This window comes from Pseudomonas sp. 31-12, from assembly GCF_003151075.1.
Classification (GTDB): domain Bacteria; phylum Pseudomonadota; class Gammaproteobacteria; order Pseudomonadales; family Pseudomonadaceae; genus Aquipseudomonas.
This window is the reverse complement of record NZ_CP029482.1, coordinates 3013998-3038685: the sequence shown is the minus strand read 5'-3', so window position 1 is coordinate 3038685 and position 24688 is coordinate 3013998. Positions and strand designations below refer to the sequence as shown.

Sequence of the window (24688 nt, the reverse complement as noted above, 5' to 3'; positions counted from 1 at the left end):
AATACTTGAATTCAACTCATCAATCGATCAGCTGATCGTTGAACCATTCCAGCATCTGCGCCACGGCCGGACGCTCCAGGCGCACCCGCTCACACACCAGCGCGTATTGTCCGAGCGCGGTCATGCTGGCGGTGAAGGGCCGGACCAGCCGACCGCTGAGCAGGTCTTCCTGAGCCGTCAGATTGTCGCCCATGGCCACGCCCTGCCCTTGCACCGCCGCTTCCAGTGCCAGGCCGGCATGGGCGAAATACAGTTGCCGCTGGGGCCGCTGATCACCGGCATGGCTGGTGAGCCATGCGGTCCAGGTCTTGCCGTCCTGATCGTCGTGGAGCAAGCAGTGGCGCGCCAGGTCCTTTGGGGTTTTCAACGTGCCCTGGTTGAACAGGCCGGGGCTGCACACCGGGAAGAATTGCAGCGCCGGTAAAGGCCGGACGAAGTACGCGCTGCTGTCGACCGGGCCCGTGCCGTAGGTGATCGCCAGGTCGATGTCTTCCCCCGGCGCCGTGGCGTCGATCGGTTGTTCGTAAAGGTGCAGCGTGATGTGCGGGTAGCGCGCGTAGAAGTCCGTGAGGCGACTCATCAGCCACTTTTGCGCGAGCTCGGCGGTGACCGCCAGGCGCAATACCGCCAGCGATGACGGGTCACGCAATTCATCGCAGGCTTCGCCGATCAGTTCGAAAGCTTGCTGCAGGCTTTGCATCAACCGGCCCGCGGCCATGGTCGGGCGTATTTGTCGGCCCTCGCGGATGAACAGCGAAACGCCCAGGTGCTCTTCGAGCTGGCGGATCTGATGGCTGACGGCACTGTCGGTGACGCACAACTCGGCGGCGGCCCGGCCGAAATGGGCGTGACGGGCGGCGCATTCGAAGGTTCTGAGTGCTGCTAAGGAAGGCAGTCGTCGCATGAATTCAGCCCCGGTGATGAAGGCGACCATGCTGCCTTGGCCATGGGTGGCCGTCCAGCGGGACCGCGTTATCGTTCATCGCGGGCAAGCCCGCTCCCACAGGGGATTTGTGAACGACACAGATCAACTGTGGGAGCGAGCCTGCTCGCGATGGGGCCGGCACATTCACCACAAATCCAACAGCTCATCACCCACCCTTATCCACCATGACATCCCCCAAAACCCGGCGCATGTTGGTGTCTCAACCGGAGGGATTCGTCATGCTCAACGCACTCAAACAGATTAACTCAACCTCAGCCTTCAACCGCTGGGCCGGCTTCGAAGTGACCGCAGCCGCAAGCGGCGAAGCCGAACTGACCCTGGCCTTTCGCGAAGCCGACATGGCGCAATACGCCGGTTTCCTGCACGCCGGGCTGATCGGCGCGCTGCTCGACACGGCCTGCGGATTCGCCGCCGGGACGGTCGCCGGCAACGTGCTGGCCTCGCACTTTTCGGTCAACTGCCTGGCACCCGCCGTCGGTGAAGTGTTCATCGCTAGGGGCCGCGTGGTGAAGGCCGGCAAGAAGCAGGTGTTCGCCCGCGCCGAGCTGTTCGCGCAAACCGGTGACCAGTTGAAACTGGTGGCGACCGGCGATGCGATTCTGGTGCCGGTCGAAGCTCGCTGACGGTCTAGGCTGTCTTGGGTAAACCCAACCCTCGTCGGAGGTTCCCATGCAGCTCGAAGGTTCCTGCCATTGCGGCGCTGTGTCGTTCCGTTTGACCAGCGCCCACCCCTACCCGTATCAGCGTTGCTACTGCTCGATCTGCCGCAAGACCCAGGGCGGTGGCGGTTACTCGATCAATATTGCCGGTGATGCCGCCAGCCTGAAGGTTCGCGGACGCAAGCACGTCGCGGTCTACCATGCGCAACTGAAAAACGAAGGCGACAAGCGCGCTCACCGCAGCAACCTCGGCCGGCATTTCTGCTCGGTCTGCGGCTCGTGCCTGTGGGTGTATAGCCCCGAATGGCCGGAGCTGATTCACCCGTTTGCATCGGCCATCGACACCCCGCTGCCGGTGCCGCCGGAACACACGCACTTGTTGCTCGACTCAAAGGCGCCGTGGGTGGAAGTCAGCATGCGTCCCGGGGACAAGCAGTTCGACGTCTATCCCGAAGAGTCCATTGCCGACTGGCATGAACGCCTGGGTTTGAGCCGCTGAAGCTGCTTCACAGTCTTTGACAGTTTCCCGACAAAGCTCTCAAAGATTGCCGGCCGGCAGCCGCCTAGCATGGGCGCATCCAACCTCCCCTCGGGTGTTCCCATGCTACGTTCGCTGTGTCTGTCGTTGCCTTCGCTTTGCCTGCTGTTTCCCGCCGATTCATTACACGCCGAAGACTGGCGCTACACCTTGCGCGCCGGTGCCGCCAGCGTGCCGCGTTACAGCGGCAGCGATGAGCGCGTGGTGGCGCCGCTGCTGGGCGCCAAGGTGGTCAGCCCGTATGGAGTCTTTCTGGGCACGGAAAAGGGATTGGGCTGGGTGTTTGATGAAGAAGACTTCGGTCTGAGCGTGTACATCGGCGCGAGCGATGTGCGCAAGGATCGCAAGACCGGATTCAAAGGCTCGGATGAGCTTAACGGCATGGGCTCGATCAAGTCGCGGCCGGCGCTGGGGCTGGACGGGACTTACAATATGGGCCCGATCATTCTCGGTGCCAGTTTTGAACATGCGCTGGAAAAGGACGATGACGATCACGACACCGGCTCGTCCTGGAATCGCCTGAAGCTGAGCATCAGCGCGCCGTTTTATGAGGGCGACTATGGCAAGGTCGTGGGCAGCCTGAACAGTCAGTTTGGTGATGGTAATTACGTGCGCACCTGGTATGGCGTCAGTGCGGCGCAGGCTTCACGCAGTCAGTTCAGGGCGCATGACACTCATGGTGGGCTGGTGAGTCGCGGGGCGGAGTTGAGCTGGTCATTGCCGATCGATGATCAGTGGAGTGTTTCGACGGTGCTGGCGGTGCAGTATCTGGCGGGTGATGCGGCGGACAGTCCGATTGTTGAGCGCAGGCTGCAGACCTCTTTGGCTGGGCAGTTTGTGTACACCTTCTGATAATGCGGTGTTGCTGATGACCTCTTCGCGGGCAAGCCCGCTCCCACAGGACCGAGTCGTTCGCATAATTTGTGGACGACTCGATCCTGTGGGAGCGTGGCTTGCCCGCGATAGGGCCCGCAAGAACCACATCATTAATCCAGATGCGCCCAGGTCATGCGAAACGACGCCCCGCCCCACGGTGAATCCGCCACTTCCACTTGCCCGCCATGGGATTGCGACACCCGCCGCACCAATGCCAACCCCAAACCAAACCCGCCCGTGCGGCGATCACGGCTGGCGTCCAGGCGGGAGAACGGTTCGAAGATTTTCTCGCGTCCGTCCACCGGCACGCCGGGGCCATCATCGTTGACCCGCACTTCGTAGTGATCACCGGTACGGACCAACGACACTTCAACTCGCTCATCGGCGTAACGAATGGCATTGCGCAGCAGGTTGATCACCGCGCGGGCCATGAAACGCGGCTCGATGCGCACCTCATCGACCTGACACTCGACGATCAACAACTGAACCCCGGCGGCCTCGGCCTCCAGGGCCACACTGCCGACCACGCTGTCCAGCCAACTGTTGGCCTGGATGTTTTCCCGGGTGATGACCGTGGCACCGCGTTCAAGGCTGGCATAGGTCAGCAGCTCGGAGACCATTTCTTCCAGCTCACCAAGGTCGGCGTACATGTCGGCAATCAGTTCGCGGTTCTGGGTTGGATCGGGTTGTTGTTTGAGTTGGTCCAGTTCAAACGACAACCGGGCAATCGGCGTACGCAATTCATGGGACACCGCGTTGGTCAGCTCGCGCTGGTTGGCGATCAAGCCTTCGATGCGCGCCGCCATCAGGTTGAAGTGCTCGGAGAGGTCACGAATGTTCGAGCGCTTGGACAGCTGAATCCGCGACGACAGGTCGTTATCACCAAAACGTTCGGCCGCCAGGCGCAGTTTCTCCAGGTCGAGCCAGTGCGGACGAACCCAGAACATCAACACAAAACCGATCATCACCGCGATCATCAGGTACGCCGCGGCAATGTAGAACGGCATCAGGCTGGGCTCGGCCGGCAGCTTGATGCTGAGCAACTGAGAACCTTCGTCAATGCGCGAGATGAACTGCGTGTACTTGTCGCGAATCACCAGCAGCCCCAGGGCCAACTCGGCTTTCTCCTGATCGGTCAGGGCCAGTTGACTGCTCTCGACCAACGTCAGGCCCAAGCCATAGTGGGGGCGCACCGCTTCCAGTTGTTGCTCCCGGTCCGAACCGTCCAGATCGCGCAACTGCTCGGCCAGCGACCAGGCCTGGCCACGCACCGCCTCGCGGTTGTAGCTCTGCATCTGACCGTCGAGCAGCGCATCGAACGTGCGCTCGACGGTTTGCAGCCCCAGGACCAGGCCAACGGTCATCACCAGAAACAGCCCAAGAAATAACCGCAGCATTTACAGCTCCCACGCAAACGGATTGAACAGGTAACCCTTGCCCCAGATGGTCTTGATGCACACTGGTTCGCGCGGGTTGTCCTTGAGCTTGCCGCGCAATTTGCTGATGTAGACGTCGACACTGCGGTTGAGACCGTCGAAGGCAATCCCGCGCATGCGGTTGAGGATGTCATCGCGAGACAGTGTCTTGCCGGCTGCGCTGGCCAGCAACCACAGCAGTTCGAATTCCATGGTGGTCATGTCAATGACCTCGCCCGCCAGCCGCACTTCGCGGCAGCTGCGGTCGATGTTCAGGTTGCCGAACTCCAGGGCATTGCACACGTTGCTGTCCGGGGTCTGACGGCGTTGCAAGGCACGCAGGCGGGCCAGCAGCACCGGCGGCTTGATCGGTTTGATCACATAGTCGTCGGCGCCAGACTCAAGGCCGAGGATGTGATCGAGATCGTCTTCCTTGGCCGTTAGAATGACGATCGGCGTATCGGACACGCTGCGGATCGCGCGGCACACGTGCAGCCCGCTCTGCCCCGGCAGCATCAGGTCGAGCACGACAACTTTCGGTTTGAATTCGAGGAAGGCGGCCAGCGCGAGGTCACCGCGGTGCACTTGGCGGACCTCAAAGCCATGTTGGGACAGAAAATGCGCGATCAACCCGGCGAGCTTCTCATCGTCTTCCACCAGCAATACTTTGCCAAAACCCAGGTTATCCATAACGACCGTCTGCTGCCCCTTGTGTGAAGTGGGCGGCATTATGGCGCCAATCGGTGACAGGACGGTGATGACGGGCAGCAAAAACCGGCCTCAAGGGCCGGTTTTTGGCGATGTTTCATACTCTTAAGAGTTTTTAACAGTTTGTAAGATCTTATAACTACGCTGCGGCCGGGACACCACTGTGAAAGCGAAACTCCACGTCCGGTGACTCGATCAGTTCCTGCTCGGCAGCGCGGACCTTGTCGATCACCTGGGCAATGTCCTTGGCATCACCGTACTGGTAAGCCAGTTTCAGATAACCCTGGAAATGCCGCGCTTCGCTTTTCAACAAGCCGAAATAGAACTTGCCCAGTTCTTCGTCCAGATGCGGCACCAGCGCCTCGAAACGCTCACAACTGCGGGCCTCGATGAAAGCGCCAACCACCAGCGTGTCCACCAGTTTGACCGGCTCGTGGCTGCGCACCACTTTGCGCAGGCCCGAGGCGTAACGCCCGGCGGACAGTTGACGCAACTCGATCTTGCGCTTTTTCATCAGGCGCATGACCTGCTCGTGGTGCACCAGCTCTTCCCGGGCCAGGCGCGACATCAGGTTGATCAGGTCGACGTGGGAGTGATACTTGGCGATCAGGCTCAACGCCGTGCTGGCCGCCTTGAACTCACAGTTCTTGTGGTCGATCAGCAGGGTTTCCTGATCGGCAAGCGCGGCCTGGACCCAGCCATCGGGGGTGCGGCAGCCGAGGAACTCGTGAATTTCGGGAAGGATCATGGGGCTCACGGAATAAAAAGGTATAAATCGAAGGGCGCCGATTATACCGGCCTGCCGCAAGACCACCAGTCGCCACCGTTGATATGCATCAAGTACCGGTTTGGCGGCGAAGAACTATAGTTGTCCAACGCAGTATTTTTTTACCTTCCTGGAGATCCCGATCATGCAAGCCATTCGCAGCATCCTGGTGGTCATCGAACCCGAACACTCGGAAAGCCTGGCGCTCAAACGGGCCAAACTGATTGCCGGCGTGACCCAGGCGCATCTGCACTTGCTGGTGTGCGATCGCAAGCATGACCATAGCGGCATGCTGGGCGTGCTCAAGGCAGCCTTGATCGAGGACGGTTATAGCGTCACCACCGAGCAGGCCTGGAATGAGAGCCTGCACGAAACCATCGTCGATGTGCAGCAGGCGGAAGGCTGCGGACTGGTGGTCAAACAGCACTACCCCGACAGCCCGCTGAAAAAAGCCCTGCTGACCCCGGCGGACTGGAAATTGCTGCGTTATTGCCCGACCCCGGTGCTGCTGGTGAAAACCTCGAAACCGTGGACCGGCGGCGTGATTCTGGCGGCCATTGATGTCGGCAATACCGATGGCGAGCACCGCACCTTGCACGCCACCATCGTCGATCACGGTTACGACATCGCCAGCCTGGCCAAGGCCCATCTGCATGTGGTCAGCGCCCATCCGTCACCGATGCTGTCGGCGGCGGACCCGACGTTACAGCTCAGCGAAACCATCGAGGCGCGTTATCGCGAACAGTGCAAATCGTTCCAGGCCGAGTTTGATATCGACGACGAACACCTGCACATCGAGGAAGGTCCGGCGGATGTGTTGATTCCGTACATGGTCCACAAGCTTCAGGCGGCGGTGACGGTGATTGGGACGGTCGCGCGGTCAGGGTTGTCCGGAGCGTTGATCGGGAATACGGCGGAGGTGGTGCTGGATGCGGTGGAGAGCGATGTGCTGGTGCTGAAGCCGGATACGATCATGGACCATCTGGAGGAGATTGTGACTCAGCATTGAGACAGGCGGTGCCCCTGTGGCGAGGGGATTTATCCCCGTTCGGCGATGCAGTCGCCGCAAAACCGACGCACACGGTATGTCTGATCCATCCGGGTGCCTGATTTTGGGGTTGCTTCGCAACCCAACGGGGATAAATCCCCTCACCACAGGTTATGTGTTCAGCCGCCGAACGCATCCCGGAGGAAACCGGGGGCGATGTAGCGCTGGTAATGCGCCTCCGACAGCAAAAAGAATTCCCGATCAATGGCATCGCGCAGTTCCGGCAGGTTCCAGTCGCGAAACTCCGGCATCAGCACCATCCCGTAGGCTTCCAGGTTGTTGATCACCCGCGCCCCCCGGGCAATCAGCTGATACGCCCAGCAATATTCCGACTGATGCGGCACAAAGCGAATCTTGCGCTGCTCCAGCTGCAGGCGCAGGCGCTGGGGGTCGAAAACTTCCAGTTTGCTGGCCATCACCTGGGATAGCAGCTGCTCAAGACGCAGCCACACCGCGCGCTTCTCCTCCTCGTTGTAACCATTCCAGTTGATCACTTCATGGTGGAAACGCTTGCAACCACGGCACACCAGATCACCGTAAACAGTGGAACAGAGGCCGACGCAGGGGGTCTTGATGGTCTGATTGGGCATAGGTAGGCAAAACACGGGAAAGCAGAACAGGCCGGCATGTTAGCCCTTTGTCTAACATTGATCACCCCTCAATCTTGAGGGGCTAACTTACCTTTAATTTTTTTTTGCCGTAGAATCAGCCAGCCTTTTAAGGCGCCAATGTCCGTTAGAAGCTGTTTTCAAAGCGTCACGAGCACAGTCGTTCCTTCAGAGCGGAGTTGGCGAAGGGTTTTTCCAGCGGGGAAAAGCGCTACGCCAACCCTCATCAGCTCCCCGTTCTGCAGGCGTAAAACTTTGAAAGCAGCTTCTGTAAGGAATTGTCGGTAATTCTGGCTAAGTGGCCCACAACGCCACGCAGCGCATGAGTACGGCAATTTCGGGATGAGCGTCCCGGACACCCATTTGGGACCACTGATGAGGGTAATAACTGTGCTTGAAGCCTACCGCAAACATATCGAAGAGCGTGCAGCACTGGGTATCGTTCCCCAGCCGCTAAACGCCGAACAAACTGCAGGCCTGGTCGAGCTGCTGAAGAATCCCCCGGCTGGCGAAGAAGCTTTCCTCGTTGACCTGATCACCAATCGCATTCCGCCAGGTGTGGACGAAGCAGCCTATGTAAAGGCCGGTTTCCTGTCTGCACTCGCCAAAGGCGAAGCAAAATCCCCTCTGATCGACAAGAAACGCGCTGTTGAACTGCTTGGCACCATGCAAGGCGGCTACAACATCGTGACCCTGGTCAATCTGCTGGACGACGCCGAACTGGCGCCAGTCGCTGCCGAAGAACTCAAGCACACCCTGCTGATGTTCGACGCGTTCCACGATGTTGCTGAAAAAGCCAAGAACGGTAACGTTCACGCTAAAGGCGTGCTGCAATCCTGGGCTGACGGCGAGTGGTTCAAAAACCGCCCTGTGCTGGCCGACAAGATCAGCCTGCGCGTGTTCAAGGTCACCGGCGAAACCAACACCGACGACCTGTCCCCTGCTCCGGACGCCTGGTCCCGCCCGGACATCCCGCTGCACGCCCTCGCCATGTTGAAAATGGCTCGTGAAGGCATCGTGCCTGACGTCCAGGGCGTCACCGGTCCGATGAAGCAGATTGAAGAAATGCGCGGTCAAGGCTTCCCTATCGCCTACGTCGGTGACGTGGTCGGTACCGGTTCTTCGCGTAAATCCGCCACCAACTCGGTGCTGTGGTTCTTCGGCGACGACGTTCCGTTCGTACCGAACAAGCGTGCCGGCGGTTTCTGCTTCGGCAGCAAGATCGCTCCGATCTTCTACAACACCATGGAAGATGCCGGCGCACTGCCAATCGAATTCGACGTTACCAACATGAACATGGGCGACGTGATCGACCTGTATCCGCATGCTGGCAAAGTCTGCAGACACGGCACTGACGAAGTCCTGACCACCTTCGAAATGAAGACTCCGGTACTGTTGGACGAAGTACGTGCCGGCGGCCGTATCCCGTTGATCATCGGTCGCGGCCTGACCGACAAGGCCCGTGCCGAACTGGGCTTGGGCCCTACCGACCTGTTCAAGCTGCCTGAAGCACCTGTCGACACCGGCAAAGGCTTCACCCTGGCACAGAAAATGGTTGGCAAGGCGTGCGGTCTGCCAGAAGGCAAAGGCGTTCGTCCTGGCACCTACTGCGAACCGAAAATGACCACCGTCGGCTCTCAGGACACCACCGGTCCTATGACCCGTGACGAACTGAAAGACCTGGCGTGCCTGGGCTTCTCGACCGATCTGGTGATGCAGTCCTTCTGCCACACCGCGGCTTACCCTAAGCCGATCGACGTGACCACCCACCACACCCTGCCAGACTTCATCATGACCCGCGGCGGCGTTTCCCTGCGTCCGGGCGACGGCATCATCCACAGCTGGCTGAACCGTATGCTGCTGCCGGACACCGTCGGCACCGGTGGTGACTCGCACACCCGTTTCCCGATGGGCATTTCGTTCCCGGCCGGTTCTGGCCTGGTAGCGTTCGCCGCCGCCACTGGCGTTATGCCGCTGGACATGCCGGAATCGATCCTTGTGCGCTTCAAAGGCAAAATGCAACCGGGCGTCACCCTGCGTGACCTGGTTCACGCCATTCCTTACTTCGCGATTCAGGCTGGCCTGTTGACCGTTGAGAAGAAAGGCAAGAAGAACGCCTTCTCCGGCCGCATCCTGGAAATCGAAGGCCTGGACAACCTGAGCATCGAACAAGCTTTCGAGCTGTCCGACGCATCGGCTGAACGTTCGGCTGCCGGTTGCACCATCAAGCTGTCGAAAGAATCGATCACCGAGTACCTGAACTCCAACATCACCCTGCTGCGCTGGATGATCGGCGAAGGCTACGGCGATGCGCGTACCCTGGAACGTCGCGCCCAAGCGATGGAAGCCTGGGTTGCCAACCCTGAGCTGATGGTTGCCGATGCTGACGCCGAATACGCTGAAATCATCGAAATCGACCTGGCTGACATCAAAGAGCCTGTGCTCTGCGCGCCAAACGATCCGGATGACGCCCGTCTGCTGTCCAGCGTTGCTGGCGAGAAGATCGACGAAGTGTTCATCGGTTCGTGCATGACCAACATCGGTCACTTCCGCGCTGCCGGCAAGTTGCTGGATCAGGTCAAGGGTCAGCTTCCAACCCGTCTGTGGCTGTCGCCGCCGACCAAAATGGACGCTCACCAGCTGACCGAAGAAGGCTACTACGGTATCTACGGCAAGGCCGGCGCACGCATGGAAATGCCAGGCTGCTCGCTGTGCATGGGTAACCAGGCACGTGTAGAGCCGAACTCCACCGTGGTGTCGACGTCGACCCGTAACTTCCCGAACCGCCTGGGTGACGGCGCGAACGTCTACCTGGCTTCGGCCGAGCTGGCGTCTGTTGCTTCCATCCTGGGTCGCCTGCCGACCGTCGAGGAGTACATGGAATACGCTGGCAAGATCGACAGCATGGCGGCTGATGTTTACCGCTACCTGTCCTTCGACCAGATCGCCGAGTTCCGTGAAGCTGCTGCGAACGCCAACATCCCGGTCGTTCAAGCCTAACGCCGCAACGCAATAACAAACGCCGCCCATCGTGAGATGAGCGGCGTTTTTTTATGCCTGGTTTTTTGTGTAAGCGCACGCATTCTCCCTGTGGGAGCTAGCCTGCTAGCGATGGACGTCAACGATTACGCGTGTGGTCTGACTGAACGCGGTGTCTGGGTGTCCATCGCTAGCAGGCTAGCTCCCACAGGGGTTCCGGGTACATCTGCAAGAACCGACACTCACCCCCCAAAAAAACGGCCAACCCGCAAAGCGGATCAGCCGTCATTCATTCCAGCAAATCAAATCAAACGAGCTGCACTGATCAGGCACTCAGCGAATAAATCAACGCGGAGATAGCCACCAAACCCACCGCCGTCACGAAGACGTTGGACGCCTGACCGCGATAACGCGCCATTGCCGGCACTTTGCGGATCGCGTACATCGGCATCAGGAACAGGATCGCCGCGATGACCGGACCGCCGAGGGTTTCGATCATGCCGAGAATGCTTGGGTTCAGGGTCGCGACAATCCAGCACACCACCAGCATGAACGCGGCGGTCATACGGTCCAGCGTTTTCGGCGCCGGGCGTTTACCGCTTTTGACGATCAGGCCTTTGAGCCCTTCACTGGCGCCGATGTAGTGGCCCAGGAACGACTTGGAAATCGCCACAAAGGCAATCAACGGTGCTGCGAAGGCGATGGTCGGGTTGCTAAAGTGGTTGGCCAGGTACGACAGGATCGACAGGTTCTGCGCCTTGGCTTCGGCCAGTTGCGCTGGAGACAAGGTCAGCACGCAGCTAAAGACGAAGAACAGCACCATCACCACCATCAAGGCGTGGGCGCGGGACAGGATCTGCGAGCTGCGTTCTTCAGCGTGTTCGCCGTAGCGACGCTTCTGGTCCACTGCGAACGCCGAGATGATCGGCGAATGGTTGAACGAGAACACCATCACCGGAATCGCCAGCCACAGCGTGTGCAGCAGCGCCGACGGCTCAGGCAGGGTTGACGCCGTGGCCAGGATGCCGCCGTTCCAGTGCGGGATCAGGAACACCGCGAGGAACAGCAGCGCCACGATGAACGGATAGACCATCAGGCTCATGGCCTTGACGATCACCTGCTCGCCGCAACGCACCACCGCCAGCAGGCCGAGGATCAGCACCAGTGACAGCACGGCGCGCGGTGGCGGCATGATGTGCAGTTGATGCTCGAGGAAACTGCCCACGGTATTGGTCAGGGCCACGCTGTAGATCAGCAGGATCGGGAAGATCGCGAAGAAGTACAGCAAGGTGATCAACGCACCGGCCTTGATGCCGAAGTGCTCTTCCACCACTTCGGTGATGTCCGCGCCTTCGCGGCCGGACAACACAAAGCGGGTCAGGCCACGGTGTGCGTAAAAGGTCATGGGGAACGCCAGCACCGCCAGGATCAGCAACGGCCAGAAACCGCCCAGCCCCGCATTGATTGGCAAAAACAGGGTACCGGCCCCGATGGCCGTGCCAAACAGGCCCAGCATCCAGGTGGTGTCATGGCGATTCCAGCTAGTGAGAGTCGCTGGTGCCGCCGCTACATAGCGTTCGTCGACGCTATTGGCCTGATCATTCATCCGGTGGGATCTCCGCATTCCGGTCATTTGCTACCCGGTCAGGACGAGTCGGAAAATCCGACGGGCAGCGCCCTGGCCGAAACAGGGGCGCGATTGTCCGGGATTAATGAACGGAAGCAAAGACTTAGCTGAGGAGTGGTTGTGCGGATCAGATTTTCTGGCGCCCCCTCCAATAGACGTTTCCATAGGTTTTCAACATTATCTGGACTTGTTTCACGCTGGTTGAACGGCTACTGGAGTGCTTCACAGATGATAAAAAAAGGGAGGGCATCCATTGCCCTCCCTCCTCTGTACACGCTCCCTGCAGCAATACCGATTAGAACCTCAAGTAGCCAAAATGAAGTCCGAAGCAGTGACTGTCGTTGCGTCGGCCACCCCTATCAGGCGGATGGACTCAGCGCCTGCGGAGCTGATCAAGGTATCCGCACCGACATCGGTGATGATGACGGTGGCGGCAAAGGTCGCAGCTGTGACGCCGAACGAGGAAATATCGAGCAGGTCCTGGCCTCCCGCCGCGTTGGCATCGAAGTTGAAGATCTGATCGGCCCCGAAGCCCGCTGCGAACAGGAAGATATCGTTCCCATTGCCGGCATCCATGAGGTCGTTGCCGGCACCACCCGTGACCGTATCGTTGCCAGCACCGCCATCGATCAAGTCATTGCCGTTGCCACCCAACAACGTGTCGTTACCGATACCGCCGAGCAGCGTGTCGTTGCCATCGCCACCCTGGAGCAGATCGTTGCCGGTACTGCCATCCAGGCGGTCGTCACCCAGCCCGCCGAGCAGCGTGTCGTTGCCGAGGTCACCATTGAGCGTGTCGTTACCACCGTTGCCGGTGAGGATGTCGTCGCCGCTGCCACCATTGAGGGTGTCATTACCTGCCCCGGCGGTGATGACGTTGTCCGACACGTTGCCGTTGCCAACGAAGTTGCCGACGCCGGTGTAGGTCAGGTTCTCGACGTTGGCGCTGAGCGTGTAGCTGGCCTGCGACGCCTGCACGGTATCCGTACCACCACCCGCCACTTCTACCACCGCGTCTGCGGTTGTATCGACGATGTAGGTATCGTTGCCGGCGCCCCCAACCAACCGGTCAGCGCCCGCGCCGCCATTGAGGACGTCGTTCCCGACCCCGCCGGTCAGGGTGTTGGCCAGCGCATTACCGGTGCCGGTGAAGTTGCCGGCTCCGGTGAAGGCCAGGTTCTCGACGTTGGCACCCAGCAAGTAGGCGGCCAGACTGGTTTGCACCAGATCGGTACCACCGCCCAGCGCCTCGTTGACGGTATCACCGACGTTGTCGACCACAAAGGTGTCGTTGCCGACACCGCCGTTCATGACATCCGCGCCGAGCCCACCGTTGAGCGTGTCGTTGCCGCTATCACCATTGAGGGTGTCATTACCTGCACCGCCGGTGAGGGTGTTGGCCAGCGCGTTACCGGTACCGGTGAAGTTTCCGGCTCCGGTAAAGGTCAGGTTTTCGAGGTTGGCACCCAGCGTGTAACTGGCCAGCGACGTCTGCACGGTATCCGTACCGCCACCCGCCAATTCAACCACCACGTCCGCTGCAACATCGACGACGTAGGTATCGTTGCCGGTTCCCCCAACCATCTGGTCTGCACCCGCACCGCCATTAAGCACGTCGTTACCGGCACCGCCCGTGAGGGTGTTGGCCAGCGCATTACCGGTACCGGTGAAGTTACCGGCTCCAGTAAAGGTCAGGTTCTCGACGTTGGCAGCCAGTACGTAGTTGGCCAGACTGGTTTGCACCAGATCGGCACCGCCACCCAGCGCCTCGACAACAGTGTCACCCACATTGTCGACCACAAAGGTGTCGTTGCCGGTACCACCGTTCATGGCATCCGCGCCGAGCCCACCGTTGAGGATATCGTTGCCGTCCCCGCCACTGAGGGCGTCGTTACCGACCCCGCCGGTGATAGTGTTGGCCAGCGCGTTACCGGTACCGGTGAAGTTACCGGCTCCGGTATAGGTCAGGTTTTCGACGTTGGCGCCGAGCACGTAGCTGGCCAGACTGGTTTGCACCAGATCGGTACCACCGCCCAGTGCCTCGATGACGCTGTCACCGACGTTGTCGACCACAAAGGTGTCGTTGCCGGCACCACCGTTCATGGCATCTGCGCCGAGCCCGCCGTTGAGGATGTCGTTGCCGTCCCCGCCATTGAGGGCGTCGTTACCGACCCCACCAGTGAGGGTGTTGGCCAGCGCATTACCGGTACCAGTGAAGTTACCGGCACCGGTATAGGTCAGGTTTTCGACGTTGGCGCCGAGCACATAGCTGGCCAGGCTGGTTTGCACCAGATCGGTACCGCCATTCAGTGCCTCGATGACGGTGTCACCGACGTTGTCCACCACAAAGGTGTCGTTGCCGGCACCGCCGTTCATGGCATCCGCGCCGAGCCCACCGTTGAGGGTGTCGTTGCCGTCCTCGCCATTGAGGACGTCGTTGCCGTCTCCGCCGTTGAGAATGTCGTTGCCAGTGCCGCCAAACAACTGGTCAATGCCGGCCAGACCATTGAGCGTATCGTTCCCGCCCAGGCCAAGCAGCACATCGGCACCCGCGCCACCGGTGAGGGTGTCGGCCAAAGCGGTACCCACTAGCACCACGCCAGGCGGTAGCGTAACGGCTGCGGTTGCCGCAGAGGTCACCGTCTCCAGCGTGCCGAAGCCATCGGTATAACGCACGATCACCCGCAGTTGCAGATTGCTCTGCAACAGACCCGGGGTGAACGTCGCAGCGGTCGCTCCGGTGATGTTGGTGAAGGAAGTGCCGATACCTTGCTGCCATTGGAAGCTGAAGGTGCCCAACCCATCCGCATCGGCAATCCCGGCCGTCAGCGCGGTCAGCTCCTGGCCTTGTTCAGGCGTCGTGTCGCTGATCAGCAACGCGCCTGTCGGTGCGTCATTGACGTTGGCCACCGGGTCCGAAGGGTCGGACGCCACGCTTTCGGCCACACCGAAGTCATCCACGTAACTGACCACCACGCGCACTTGATCGCCGACCTGGTCCTGGCCAAGCGTGAACGTGCTCCCGGTGGCGCCGGCGATGTCGACGAAGCTGACTCCATTGGTCGCCTGCCATTGGTAGGTGAACTGCGGATTGCTGAGGCCATCAAGGTCAATGATGCTCGACGGGTCAGCGGTCAACAGTTGGTTTTGCACCAAAAGCCCGTTGACGGTCGGCCCTACGGTCGGCGTGCTGTTCCCCGAAGAGTCGATGATCTCCAGTGTGCCCTTGGTATCCTGATACACCGCCCTGACGCGGATGTTCAGGCCCGCTATATCATCCGCCACCCGGTAGGTGGTGCCGGTTGCTCGCGTAGCTTCGCCGGCAGCAACCACGGTGATGTCTTCATAGATGCCCGTGCCAGGAATGTTTTCGACCTGCCAGTAGTAAGCCACCGCACCGGTCACTGCGCCGGTCGGATTGGCCAGGGTTTGGTTGTCCGCGTCGTGTACCGCCCGATTGCTGACGCGCAGCAACTGGCCGGCGACCGGCGTGTCGTCACGCAGACCGGTAGCATCGTCGAGGATCGCCAGATGACCCGATGGGCCTTCGTTCAAGGCGGTGCCCACTCCGGACTCTTGCGCCAGGTCAGAGAACTGCAGACGCTCGATGCCCGTCAGTCGATCGACGCCATCACGCCCCGCCACCAGGTCGGTCACAATAACGGTGTCGCCCTGGACTTCGACAAGGTATTCCGAGGAATTACCAGAGAACACCGCAGTGTCGTAGCGATCATTGCCGGTCAGAATCTCCCGCACGATGACCAACTGGCCCGGGTTGTAAGTACCGTTGAGCATCAGCGGCACCATCGGTTCCATGCTGTCGAACGTGGCGATTTCCGGGCCAGTGCCATCAATGTTTGCCCGTACGCTGATGCGTACGTTCAACCACTTGTCACCATCGATGATGTCGTCACCACCGCGACCTTCGATAAGGTCGCTGCCGCTGCCACCGAGGATGATGTTGCCGCCGTCGAAGAATGTCGCTCCGGCGGGCAACAGATCAGCCAGGCCGTCGATCAGGTTGATGTTGGTCAACACACTGCCGGTCGCGCCGGCGGTGGGTAGCGAGGTTGCGTCTTCGCTATTACCGCGCAGGAAGTCACCGTGCGCCGACCCCGACAGACCCTCCATGATGTCGAAACGCACGAGCGCCGAGGCACCCGATCCCGGCACCGGAGGTACATCGAAAAAGCGGTCGGTGAAATCGATGGACACGCCTTGGGCAAGGTCCTTGAAAGTCGCCCAGTCATAGCCGGAACCACCGATATAGCGGTCACCAAAGCCGAGACTGCCAACCATGATGTCGTCGCCGCCCTCACCGTTGAACTTGTCGTTTTCGCTGGCGCCGATGAACACATCGTGGCCGATGACAGGGTCGTTGCCGAGCGGGTCGAAGTTGTCGCCAGGTGCACCGTCCGAGGTGCCCTTCTCGATCCAGTCGTCGCCTTCGTTACCCATGTCCTGTTCGTTGGCTTTGCTGCCCAGGATGAAGTCGTTGCCCTGGCCACCAATGGCCTCGGACGCGTCCTCGCCGGTGACGATGAAGTCATTACCAAAACCGCCAATGATCAGGTTGACGCCGTTGCCACCGTGCAGCACGTCGTTGCCGTCGCCACCCTGAATGTTATCGTCGCCACCGCGGTCGCTGATGATGTCGTCGCCGGCACCACCGCGCAGTTGGTCATTACCGTCACCCCCTTCGATGCGATCGTTGCCGCCGTCACCCCAGACCGTGTCATCGCCTTCACTGGCGATGAGGATGTCTGCGTTGTTGGTGCCACCCAGTACGATGTGCTGATCACCGGTGTACCTGATGTAGTTGGTGTCCGGCCCCGCGGTCAGCGGGTTGTCGCGGAAGACCACCTGCTCGCCGTTCTCGCCCAGTGGATCGGCGTTGCCCAGGCCATCGTTGAACTGCTTGCTCTGGTCCCTTTCCAGATAGAACCCCGGGTCCGAGAACACCAGGCCTGGCAAGTGCGTGGCCGAGGTGTTGGCCATGATCAGCTTGGCAAACGAGTTGCTTTCCAGCTCGGCATTCATCGACAGGCCGGAGGTACGCTCCAGATAATAGAAGCGGTCGCCGTCCTGCAGTTTTTCCATCTGGTTCTCGAACACGAAGTTGAAGGTCGAGCCGAGCATGCCGCCGAACGGCGTTTTCTCTTCGGCCAGGCCACCGATCCAGAGGTCGATGGCATCGACGCCCGTAACGGTCACACCCTTCAGATCGTCGGCAGTCCCCAGCAACCCGTCCTTGCCGGCACGCGTCACGTTGGCCCAAGTGCCAGTACTGTTGAGGAAGTCCATGCGGTCAGCCGGCGCATCCGTACCGCCAAATACCAGCGCCATGGCAGCAGCGCGTTTGGCTTCCAGGGTGGTCGCGGCCGTGATCGTGTCATGCGTGCCATAGGCGGCGATGAAGTTGATCAACGACTCCGGATGTTTGAGGTGTTGGACCAGGTCGACCCAGCTGGTGTAAGGCTTGAGTTGGGTATCACCGGTCTGGCTGTAGATGTCGCGGCGGATCTCGTTGAGTGAGGGAATCCCCACGTCGCGGCCACGGGCGATGTTGATCGCCGGCAGGTCGAGCGGCAGGCCGAGCAGGTTATTGCGCAGCGCCTCGGTCACGAACTCGTCGATTTCGTTACCGGCTTGCCGAGTCACCCCACGGATGATCGCACTGGTCGCATCCTCAGGCGTCACGCCACTGGCGGCGTACGCCAACGGGTTGAGGAACGCCGCGATCAAGCCAAGTTGCTGATCGGGATCAGCGCTGTTCGGATCGCCCACCACGTTGAAATCGACATCGTAGCGATCGACGGTTTCGGTCAGCATCGAGTGGCCAAACCGGTAAACGGTGTGGGCGAACTCGGCGACGATCGAGGCATCGAGGTCGACGTCATAGACCTGGGTCGGTGCAAAGAACAGGTCAACTCGGGGCTGAATGGTCCGTGCAAACTCCTCGAACACCAGGTGCTGATACTGCATCTCGGTGCCGAATTTGGCCGCCTGGAACAAGCGCTCGCCATTCCACACCAGCGCATCGATCTCGGCCTGGTTGACGGGCAACGCGCTCACCGGAGCCAGCAGCCACTCGTTGAGGAAGGTCAGGTCAGCCGAATCGAGGACGGTGTCCATCGTCTGCGCAACCAGCCGGTTGTGCTCGGCGTGGAAGATCGCATGCACGGCGGTCAGACCGATGTTCTCGTTGACCCGGCCGTCGCCGGCGATGTAGTGAGCATCCAGCAACTCGTTGTCGTAGGCCAGGTTAGCCCCGGTCTGCGGATTGACCGGCACTGCGTTGCCGATGTTGGAATCCGCATCAGGCACGAGCACGCCACCGCTGAACACCGGCGCTGCATTGTGGGCAATGTCGGCGAGGAACTGGTGACCGGTGCGCACCGCATTGGTCAGGTCGACGGGAGCAAGCGGATTGCCTTCGACCAGAACGTCATCCGCCGTGCCGCCAAGACCGTCAGCCCCTTTCATCACAACCATCGGGAAGCCGTTTGGCCCCTTGATGAAGTTGCCATAGGCGTCGGTTGCCAACAACGGAGAGTTATCGACATCGGCATCGGTGAGGCGGATACCCAGAATGTCATTGGCCTGCGCCTTGACCACCTTCCAGGTGGCCATGCCACCGATTTCGGTGTCGTCTGAAGTCCCGAACTTGCCGTCCGCCCCCAGGTCACGGTTAGTGATCAGTCGGCCGGTCGCGATGGGGCCATTGTCAGTCAGCTCATAACCGCGCAGGAAAACCTGATGCGAGGGGTGCGAGCTGTAGGTCTGGTTCTGGTCCACGAACGGTGTGGTGGTGTTGGTGTGCTCACGGACATCGTCGGCCGTGCCGAGCACGCCATCCGCCCCTGGCTGGTTGGTCGCGCGGGTCAGCACCATAAAGTTGGTGTGGCCGCCGGGTACATACAGCGGATCATCCGGTTGCAGCGGAATGTAGACGGTGCCCGAACCGCCCTTGGTAAGCAGGTCCAGACCATGGTCGAAGAACTGCCCGAAGAAAGTCATCCAGGCATTGAACGGCGCGGACAATCCCGCATCCGCGGTGGTGTTCTCGAACAGGTAAACATCGTGGTCGTCGCCCGTACCGAACTGGCCATCCATGCCGGGGCTGGCGACGATCCGCACACCCTCCTTGAGCACGTCATCATTGTCCGGCACGCCGTAATTGAGCACACCGTCCGCCCCCGCGTCGTACGCCGTGGCATAGGCCGCCGGGTTGTTCGACGTCTGGTCGACGATCAGATTACTGATGGTGCGCGGCTGCGAGTCAAACACAGCCCCGCTGGTTTGCTGATAGGACGATCCCGGGATGGCCGGCGAGCCGGGGCCAAAGAATCCGGCAGGAGCACCTTCGGCCGGATTGAACACCGGATCGGTCAGCCGCGGAAAGACGTTATCGGCAGCACCATACTGGGTGTTGTTGATGCCATTGAGGTTCAACAGGTTGTTGTTCGATCCATCGACCGCACGCAAGCCCAAGGGTGCGCGGATATTCGGGATCAATGAGAGCATGTCCTGACCGGCCGCATCAGCCTCGGCAATCTTGATCTGATCAAGAATGAAGTTGAGGTCGGAGCGGACCATGTTGAGGCCCTCGCCGCCCGCGGTCGCATCGACGACAGGTGCCTGCGCCACCGGCACAACCGGGGCGCCGGGAGCGACCACGGCAGTCGGTTGCGAGAACACCACTTCTGTCGTGCCATGACCATCCTGGTAGATCGCCTTGACCCGCAACGACAACCCGGCGAGATCTGGAGAGACCTTGAACGAGGTGCCGTCGGCACTCTGGAACGCCAGGTCACCGGCAGGTAGCAGGATGATGTCCTCGAACACGCCAGTGCCTGGATCGGCCTCGAACTGCCAATAGTAGGACACCGAAGAATTGTTCAGAGTACCCCCGACGTTGTTGGCATCGGTCACCCCGGCCACACTGACGGTCAGCATGTCGCCCACCGTAATCGCCCCGCCGTTTCCATCGGCAATGGTCGGTCTGCCAACGGGTTGCGCATTAAGCCCCGGCACCAGCACTTGCTGGGTATCGGCGAACTGCAGGCGCTCGATATGCAACAGGGTATCGACGCCGTCGCGACCCGCCACGGTATCGGCCACCGTCCAGACATCGTCCGCCAGGCTGGCCGTGCCGCGGTCGTCCCGTGTCACCACATACTCGGACTGGACGCCGGAGAAAAAGGCGGTATCGAAAGCCGCCCCGCCCGTCGAGGTACCGGGCAGGATTTCCCGCACTGCCTTGAGCTGGCCCGGGTTATAGGTACCGTCCAGCATGAAAGGGATCATGTCGACCATGCTGTCGAAACTGGCGATCTCCGGACCGGTATGATTGACATCGCCGGCGTCATAAACCGCAATCCTGACGTTGAGCCATTTGTCGCCGTCGATCAGGTCATCACCCCCGCGTCCTTCGATCAGGTCACTGCCGTCGCCACCCAGGATGATGTTACCCGTGGCAAAGCCGGTGGTCGGCAAACCGGCATCCGCCAGAAGCTGCTCCAGCCCCCGGATCAACGCCACGTTGGTCAGCGCACTGCCGGTGGTACCACCGTGGTCGACGATAGTGACTGCATCGATATTATCGCCCTTGAGCACATCGCCGAATTTCGAACCGGACAAGCCTTCGACCTCGGCAAACCGGTCGAGGATCGAGGCCGGCGATGCGCCGACTGGATTGAACGGCCCGTTGTTCTGGTTTGGCGCGTTGCCGTGTGGCTGAGCCAGCGCGGCCATGGTCAGATCAACAGTGACGCCGATCCGGTCATTTTTGTGGGTCACCCAGTCGAAACCGGACATGCCGTCCATATTGTCCTGGGCATCGCTGCCGACAAAGATGTCATCGCCACCCTCGCCGATCATTTCGTCGAAGCCAGCGCCCCCTATGAAGATGTCGTTGCCGATCACATCATCGTTGAGCAAGGGCGAGGCGTTATCGCCAGGCGCACCGTCCTGGGTGCCCTTTTCGATCCAGTCATCGCCTTCGTTGCCGGTGGCTGGCAGGTTGGTCTTGGCACCCAGGATGAAATCGTCGCCCTGACCGCCAAAAGTGGTGCTGATGTCTTCTGTGGTGACGATAAAGTCCTGCCCATCGCCGCCCAGGATCAGGTTACCTCCAGCCAGCATGCTACCGGCCACGATTACATCGTTGCCGGCATTGCCTTCCAGACGGTTGTCGCCGAAGGAGTCAGTAATGATGTCATCGCCCGCGCCACCCAGTACCGCATCGTTCCCGGCGCCACCTTCGAGACGGTCGTTGCCGCCGTCGCCGTAAAGGGTGTCATCGCCGTCACCGGAGATGAGAATGTCATTGCCGGCGGTGCCGCCGAGGACGACATGGTCTTCGCCGGTGTATTGCAGATAATTACTGTCCGCACCAACGGTGTCGGGATTGTTTCGGATCACCAGTGGCACGATTTCCACGCCGTTGATCATCAGGCCGCCAGTCGGGTCGGCGCCGCCGTTGGCGCCAAGGCCGGTGAACTGATTGGCCTGATTCACTTCCAGGGTGTACGTAGGCGTCAAGAACACGGTGTTCGACAGGTGGGTCACATCGGTGTTGAGCATGATCAGCTTGGCAAAGGAGTTGTTTTCCAGCTCGGTGCCGAAGTTCAGGCCAGCGGTGCGTGACAGGTAGTAGAAGCGATCGCCGTCCTGCAACGCTTCCATCTGGGTTTCAAATACGAAGTTGAACGTAGAGCCGAGCATGCCGCCGAACGGCATTTTCTGCTCGGCGAGGCCACCGACCCAGAAATCGATGTCGTCGACACCCGTGATCGTTACACCCGTCAGGTCATCTGCAGTGCCCAGCACCCCATCCTTGCCGGCCTTCGTCACGTTGGCCCAGGTACCGCTGCCATTGAGGAAGTCCAGGCGGTCAGCCGGTGCACCCGGACCACCGAATACCAGCGCCAAGGCTGCATCGCGTTTGTCGGCCAGCGTGGTCGCCGAGGTAATCGTGTCATGCGTGCCGTAGGCGGCGATGAAGTTAACCAGCGACTCGGGGTGCTTGAGGTTGTCTGCCAGGTCAGCCCAACTGATATACGGCTTGAGTTGGCTGTCGCCGGTCGATGCGTAGAACTCACGGCGCGCCTCATTCAGCGTGGGGATGCCCGTGTCGCGACCACGCGCCAGGTTCAGCGCCGGCAAATCGAGCGGCAGACCGAGCAGGTTGTTGCGCAACGCTTCGGTGACGAACTCGTCGATCTCGTTGCCGAGCTGGCGGGTCACACCGCGAATGATCGCCCCTGCCGCTTCGTCAGCAGTGGCCCCGCTGCCGGCGAACGCCAGCGGGTTGAGGAAGGCCGCGATCAAACCCATTTGCGAGTCCGGGTTGTTCGGGTCAGTGAGCAGCGGATTGAATTCAGGGTCGAAACGATCGACGGTCTCGGTCAACATCGAGTGACCGAAGCGATACACCACGTGGGCGAACTCGGCGAGGATGGCCGGGTTGATCGAGGTGTCATACCCGTTGGGTGCAAGGAATGCATCGATCTGCGGCTGAATGGAACGCCCGAACTCCTCGAACACCAGGTGCTGGTACTGCATCTCGGTGCCAAACTTGGCGGCCTGGAACAGGCGTTCACCGTCCCACACCAAGGCTGAGATTTCGGCGAGCGTCGTCGGCATTGCGGCGACATCGTCCACCAGCCACTCATTGAGAAACGCCAGATCTCCGGCGGCCAGGATGGTTTGCTTGGACTGCTGGACCAGGCGGTTGTGCTCGGAGTGGAACACATGGTGCACGGCGGTCAGGCCAATGTTTTCGTTCGCCCGGCCGTCGCCGGCAATGTAGTGGGCGTCGAGCAGTTCGTTGTCATAGGTCAGGTTATTGCCGCCCGCACCAACGGGCTGCGCATTGCCGACATCGGCGTCGGCATCCGCCTGCAGAACCCCTCCGACGACTACCGGCGCGGCATTGTGGGCGATGTCGTCGAGGAAACCATGCCCGGTGCTTACGGCGCTTGCCAGACTGATCGGAGCATCCCGGTTGCCTTCGACCAGTTGCGTGACGTCATCAGCCGTCCCGGCAATACCGTCGGCACCATTACTGGTGCGCATCACCACCTGAGGCATGCCGTTCGGCCCCCGGATGAAGCTGCCATAGGCATCCGTTGCCAGCAGCGGCACGTTGTGCACATCGAGGTCGGTCAGGTTGATGCCGAGAATGTCACGGGCTTGGGCTTTTACCACTGCCCAGGTCGCCATGCCGCCGCTTTCGCCGTCGCCATCATCGGCCGTGCCGAATTTGCCATCAGCGCCGAGATCGCGGTTGGTAATCAAGCGCCCCGTTGCAACAGGGTCACCTGCTGCGTTCAGGACGTACTCGCGCAGGAACACCTGATGCGATGGGTGGGAGCTGTAGGTCTGGCTCTGGTCTACGAATGGCGAGGTGGTATTGGGCTGGCCATCATCGGAAGTGCCGACTATTCCGTCCGCGCCGGCCGTACGCACTGCTCGTGACAGCACCATGAAATTGGTCGGGCTGCCCGGTGTGAACAACGGATCGTCCGGCATCAGCGGAATAAATACGATGTCGGTACTGCTCTTGCTGACCAGGTCGAGGCCATGGTCGAAGAACTGGCCGAAGAAAGTCATCCACGAGTTGAAGCCGGCGGTCAGACCCACGTCCGGCGACTCGTTGGGGATAAAGAACACTTCCTTGTCGTCGTCCGTGCCGAACACGCCATCCAGACCGGGACTGATGATCGGGGTGGCACCGCCGTTCGCCGCAACCGCGGCCGGGTTGTTGGCGGTCTGGTCGTTAATCAGGTTACTGATAATCCGTGGCTGCGGGTCGACCACCGTCCCTGTCCCGGCGTACGACGCACGATACGAAGCATCAAGCAGGCGCAGGAAGGAATTGTCCGCAGCGCCAAACTCGCTTTGCCCGGCGACCAGGTTGTTGAAGCTGCCATCGACGGTTCGCAGGCCGAATGGCACCTGACTGTTGGGTAATAAATCACCAAGGCTGGTTCCGTTGGCATGCGCTTCTGCGATGAAGATTTGCTTGAGGATGAATTCCAGGTCCGACTTGTTGAAATTGGCCATTTCGATTGCCCTCGATCTATATGGGAAAGGCTCGGGACGAATAAATCCTCCCGCGCCAAGTCACGTGCTGGCTTGCGCAGTTCGTTGGTTCAGTGTTTGGCGAGAGCAGGCGTGGGGCAGGCAAAGCCGTCCCCTGCGCCGGTGAATGCGCGCCTGGAATTCGCTGGAGGAATTGCTCGCTGAGCGATTAGGCAGAGCGATTCCGAGCCACTGGTGGGCCATGGAATCGGGAAGTCGAAGCGAACTTCCTGAACAGCTCCGTCACGGTGTTACAGAACGAAATGATCGACATGCGGTGCTCCTTCAGGACCACCGTGCCTTGCACTTTCGAAGCGATGGCAAGCTTCAGACGGGCGCCCTTGCACATGACTAAAGTTCTATAGACATGCGCTGTCAATATTACGACGTAAAAAAAGACGATTGGCATCTGACCCGCCAACTTACTG

The 24688-nt window shown here is 60.5% G+C and carries 12 protein-coding genes; 5 read left to right on the top strand and 7 right to left on the bottom strand.

The window, feature by feature from the left end; all coding sequences use genetic code 11:
• Nucleotides 1-19: 19 nt before the first annotated feature.
• Nucleotides 20-904, bottom strand: a complete 885-nt coding sequence (locus DJ564_RS14320; protein ID WP_109636032.1) for a LysR substrate-binding domain-containing protein — start codon at nucleotides 902-904, stop codon at nucleotides 20-22.
• A 260-nt stretch (nucleotides 905-1164) separates the two neighbouring features.
• On the opposite strand from DJ564_RS14320, the gene DJ564_RS14315 reads away from it, so the two are divergent.
• The 3 genes from DJ564_RS14315 (at nucleotide 1165) to DJ564_RS14305 (ending at nucleotide 2995) form a co-directional block, all read left to right on the top strand.
• Entirely contained in the window at nucleotides 1165-1569 is a 405-nt protein-coding gene (locus DJ564_RS14315) for a PaaI family thioesterase (protein ID WP_109630383.1), read from the top strand.
• Nucleotides 1570-1615: 46 nt separating this feature from the next.
• Nucleotides 1616-2104 (top strand): GFA family protein, encoded by a 489-nt coding sequence (locus DJ564_RS14310; protein ID WP_109630380.1) that lies wholly within the window; start codon nucleotides 1616-1618, stop codon nucleotides 2102-2104.
• Nucleotides 2105-2206: 102 nt separating this feature from the next.
• Entirely contained in the window at nucleotides 2207-2995 is a 789-nt protein-coding gene (locus DJ564_RS14305) for a MipA/OmpV family protein (RefSeq protein WP_109630378.1), read from the top strand.
• 134 nt (nucleotides 2996-3129) lie between these two features.
• Here DJ564_RS14305 and DJ564_RS14300 read toward each other — a convergent pair whose 3' ends face one another.
• The 3 genes from DJ564_RS14300 to DJ564_RS14290 form a co-directional block, all read right to left on the bottom strand.
• Nucleotides 3130-4416, bottom strand: a complete 1287-nt coding sequence (locus DJ564_RS14300; RefSeq protein ID WP_109630375.1) for an ATP-binding protein — start codon at nucleotides 4414-4416, stop codon at nucleotides 3130-3132.
• Entirely contained in the window at nucleotides 4417-5124 is a 708-nt protein-coding gene (locus tag DJ564_RS14295; RefSeq protein WP_109630372.1) for a response regulator, read from the bottom strand.
• 157 nt (nucleotides 5125-5281) lie between these two features.
• Nucleotides 5282-5890, bottom strand: coding sequence for a tRNA-(ms[2]io[6]A)-hydroxylase (locus DJ564_RS14290; protein WP_046032069.1), 609 nt, complete (start codon nucleotides 5888-5890; stop codon nucleotides 5282-5284).
• A gap of 163 nt (nucleotides 5891-6053) precedes the next feature.
• Here DJ564_RS14290 and DJ564_RS14285 point away from each other — a divergent pair, with 163 nt between their 5' ends.
• The gene (locus tag DJ564_RS14285; protein WP_109630370.1) at nucleotides 6054-6917 is read left to right on the top strand and encodes a universal stress protein; all 864 of its coding nucleotides are present in this window, start codon (nucleotides 6054-6056) and stop codon (nucleotides 6915-6917) included.
• A 158-nt stretch (nucleotides 6918-7075) separates the two neighbouring features.
• Here DJ564_RS14285 and DJ564_RS14280 read toward each other — a convergent pair whose 3' ends face one another.
• Nucleotides 7076-7546, bottom strand: coding sequence for a DUF1289 domain-containing protein (locus DJ564_RS14280; RefSeq protein ID WP_109630366.1), 471 nt, complete (start codon nucleotides 7544-7546; stop codon nucleotides 7076-7078).
• A 408-nt stretch (nucleotides 7547-7954) separates the two neighbouring features.
• On the opposite strand from DJ564_RS14280, the gene acnB reads away from it, so the two are divergent.
• On the top strand, nucleotides 7955-10564 hold the full coding sequence (gene acnB / locus DJ564_RS14275; protein WP_109630363.1) for a bifunctional aconitate hydratase 2/2-methylisocitrate dehydratase: 2610 nt from the start codon (nucleotides 7955-7957) through the stop codon (nucleotides 10562-10564).
• A gap of 304 nt (nucleotides 10565-10868) precedes the next feature.
• Here acnB and DJ564_RS14265 read toward each other — a convergent pair whose 3' ends face one another.
• Nucleotides 10869-12149, bottom strand: a complete 1281-nt coding sequence (locus DJ564_RS14265; RefSeq protein WP_109630360.1) for a serine/threonine transporter — start codon at nucleotides 12147-12149, stop codon at nucleotides 10869-10871.
• Nucleotides 12150-12473: 324 nt separating this feature from the next.
• Nucleotides 12474-24242: a peroxidase family protein gene (locus tag DJ564_RS14260; RefSeq protein WP_109630358.1), complete on the bottom strand. Its 11769-nt coding sequence runs from the start codon at nucleotides 24240-24242 to the stop codon at nucleotides 12474-12476.
• Nucleotides 24243-24688: the final 446 nt, after the last annotated feature.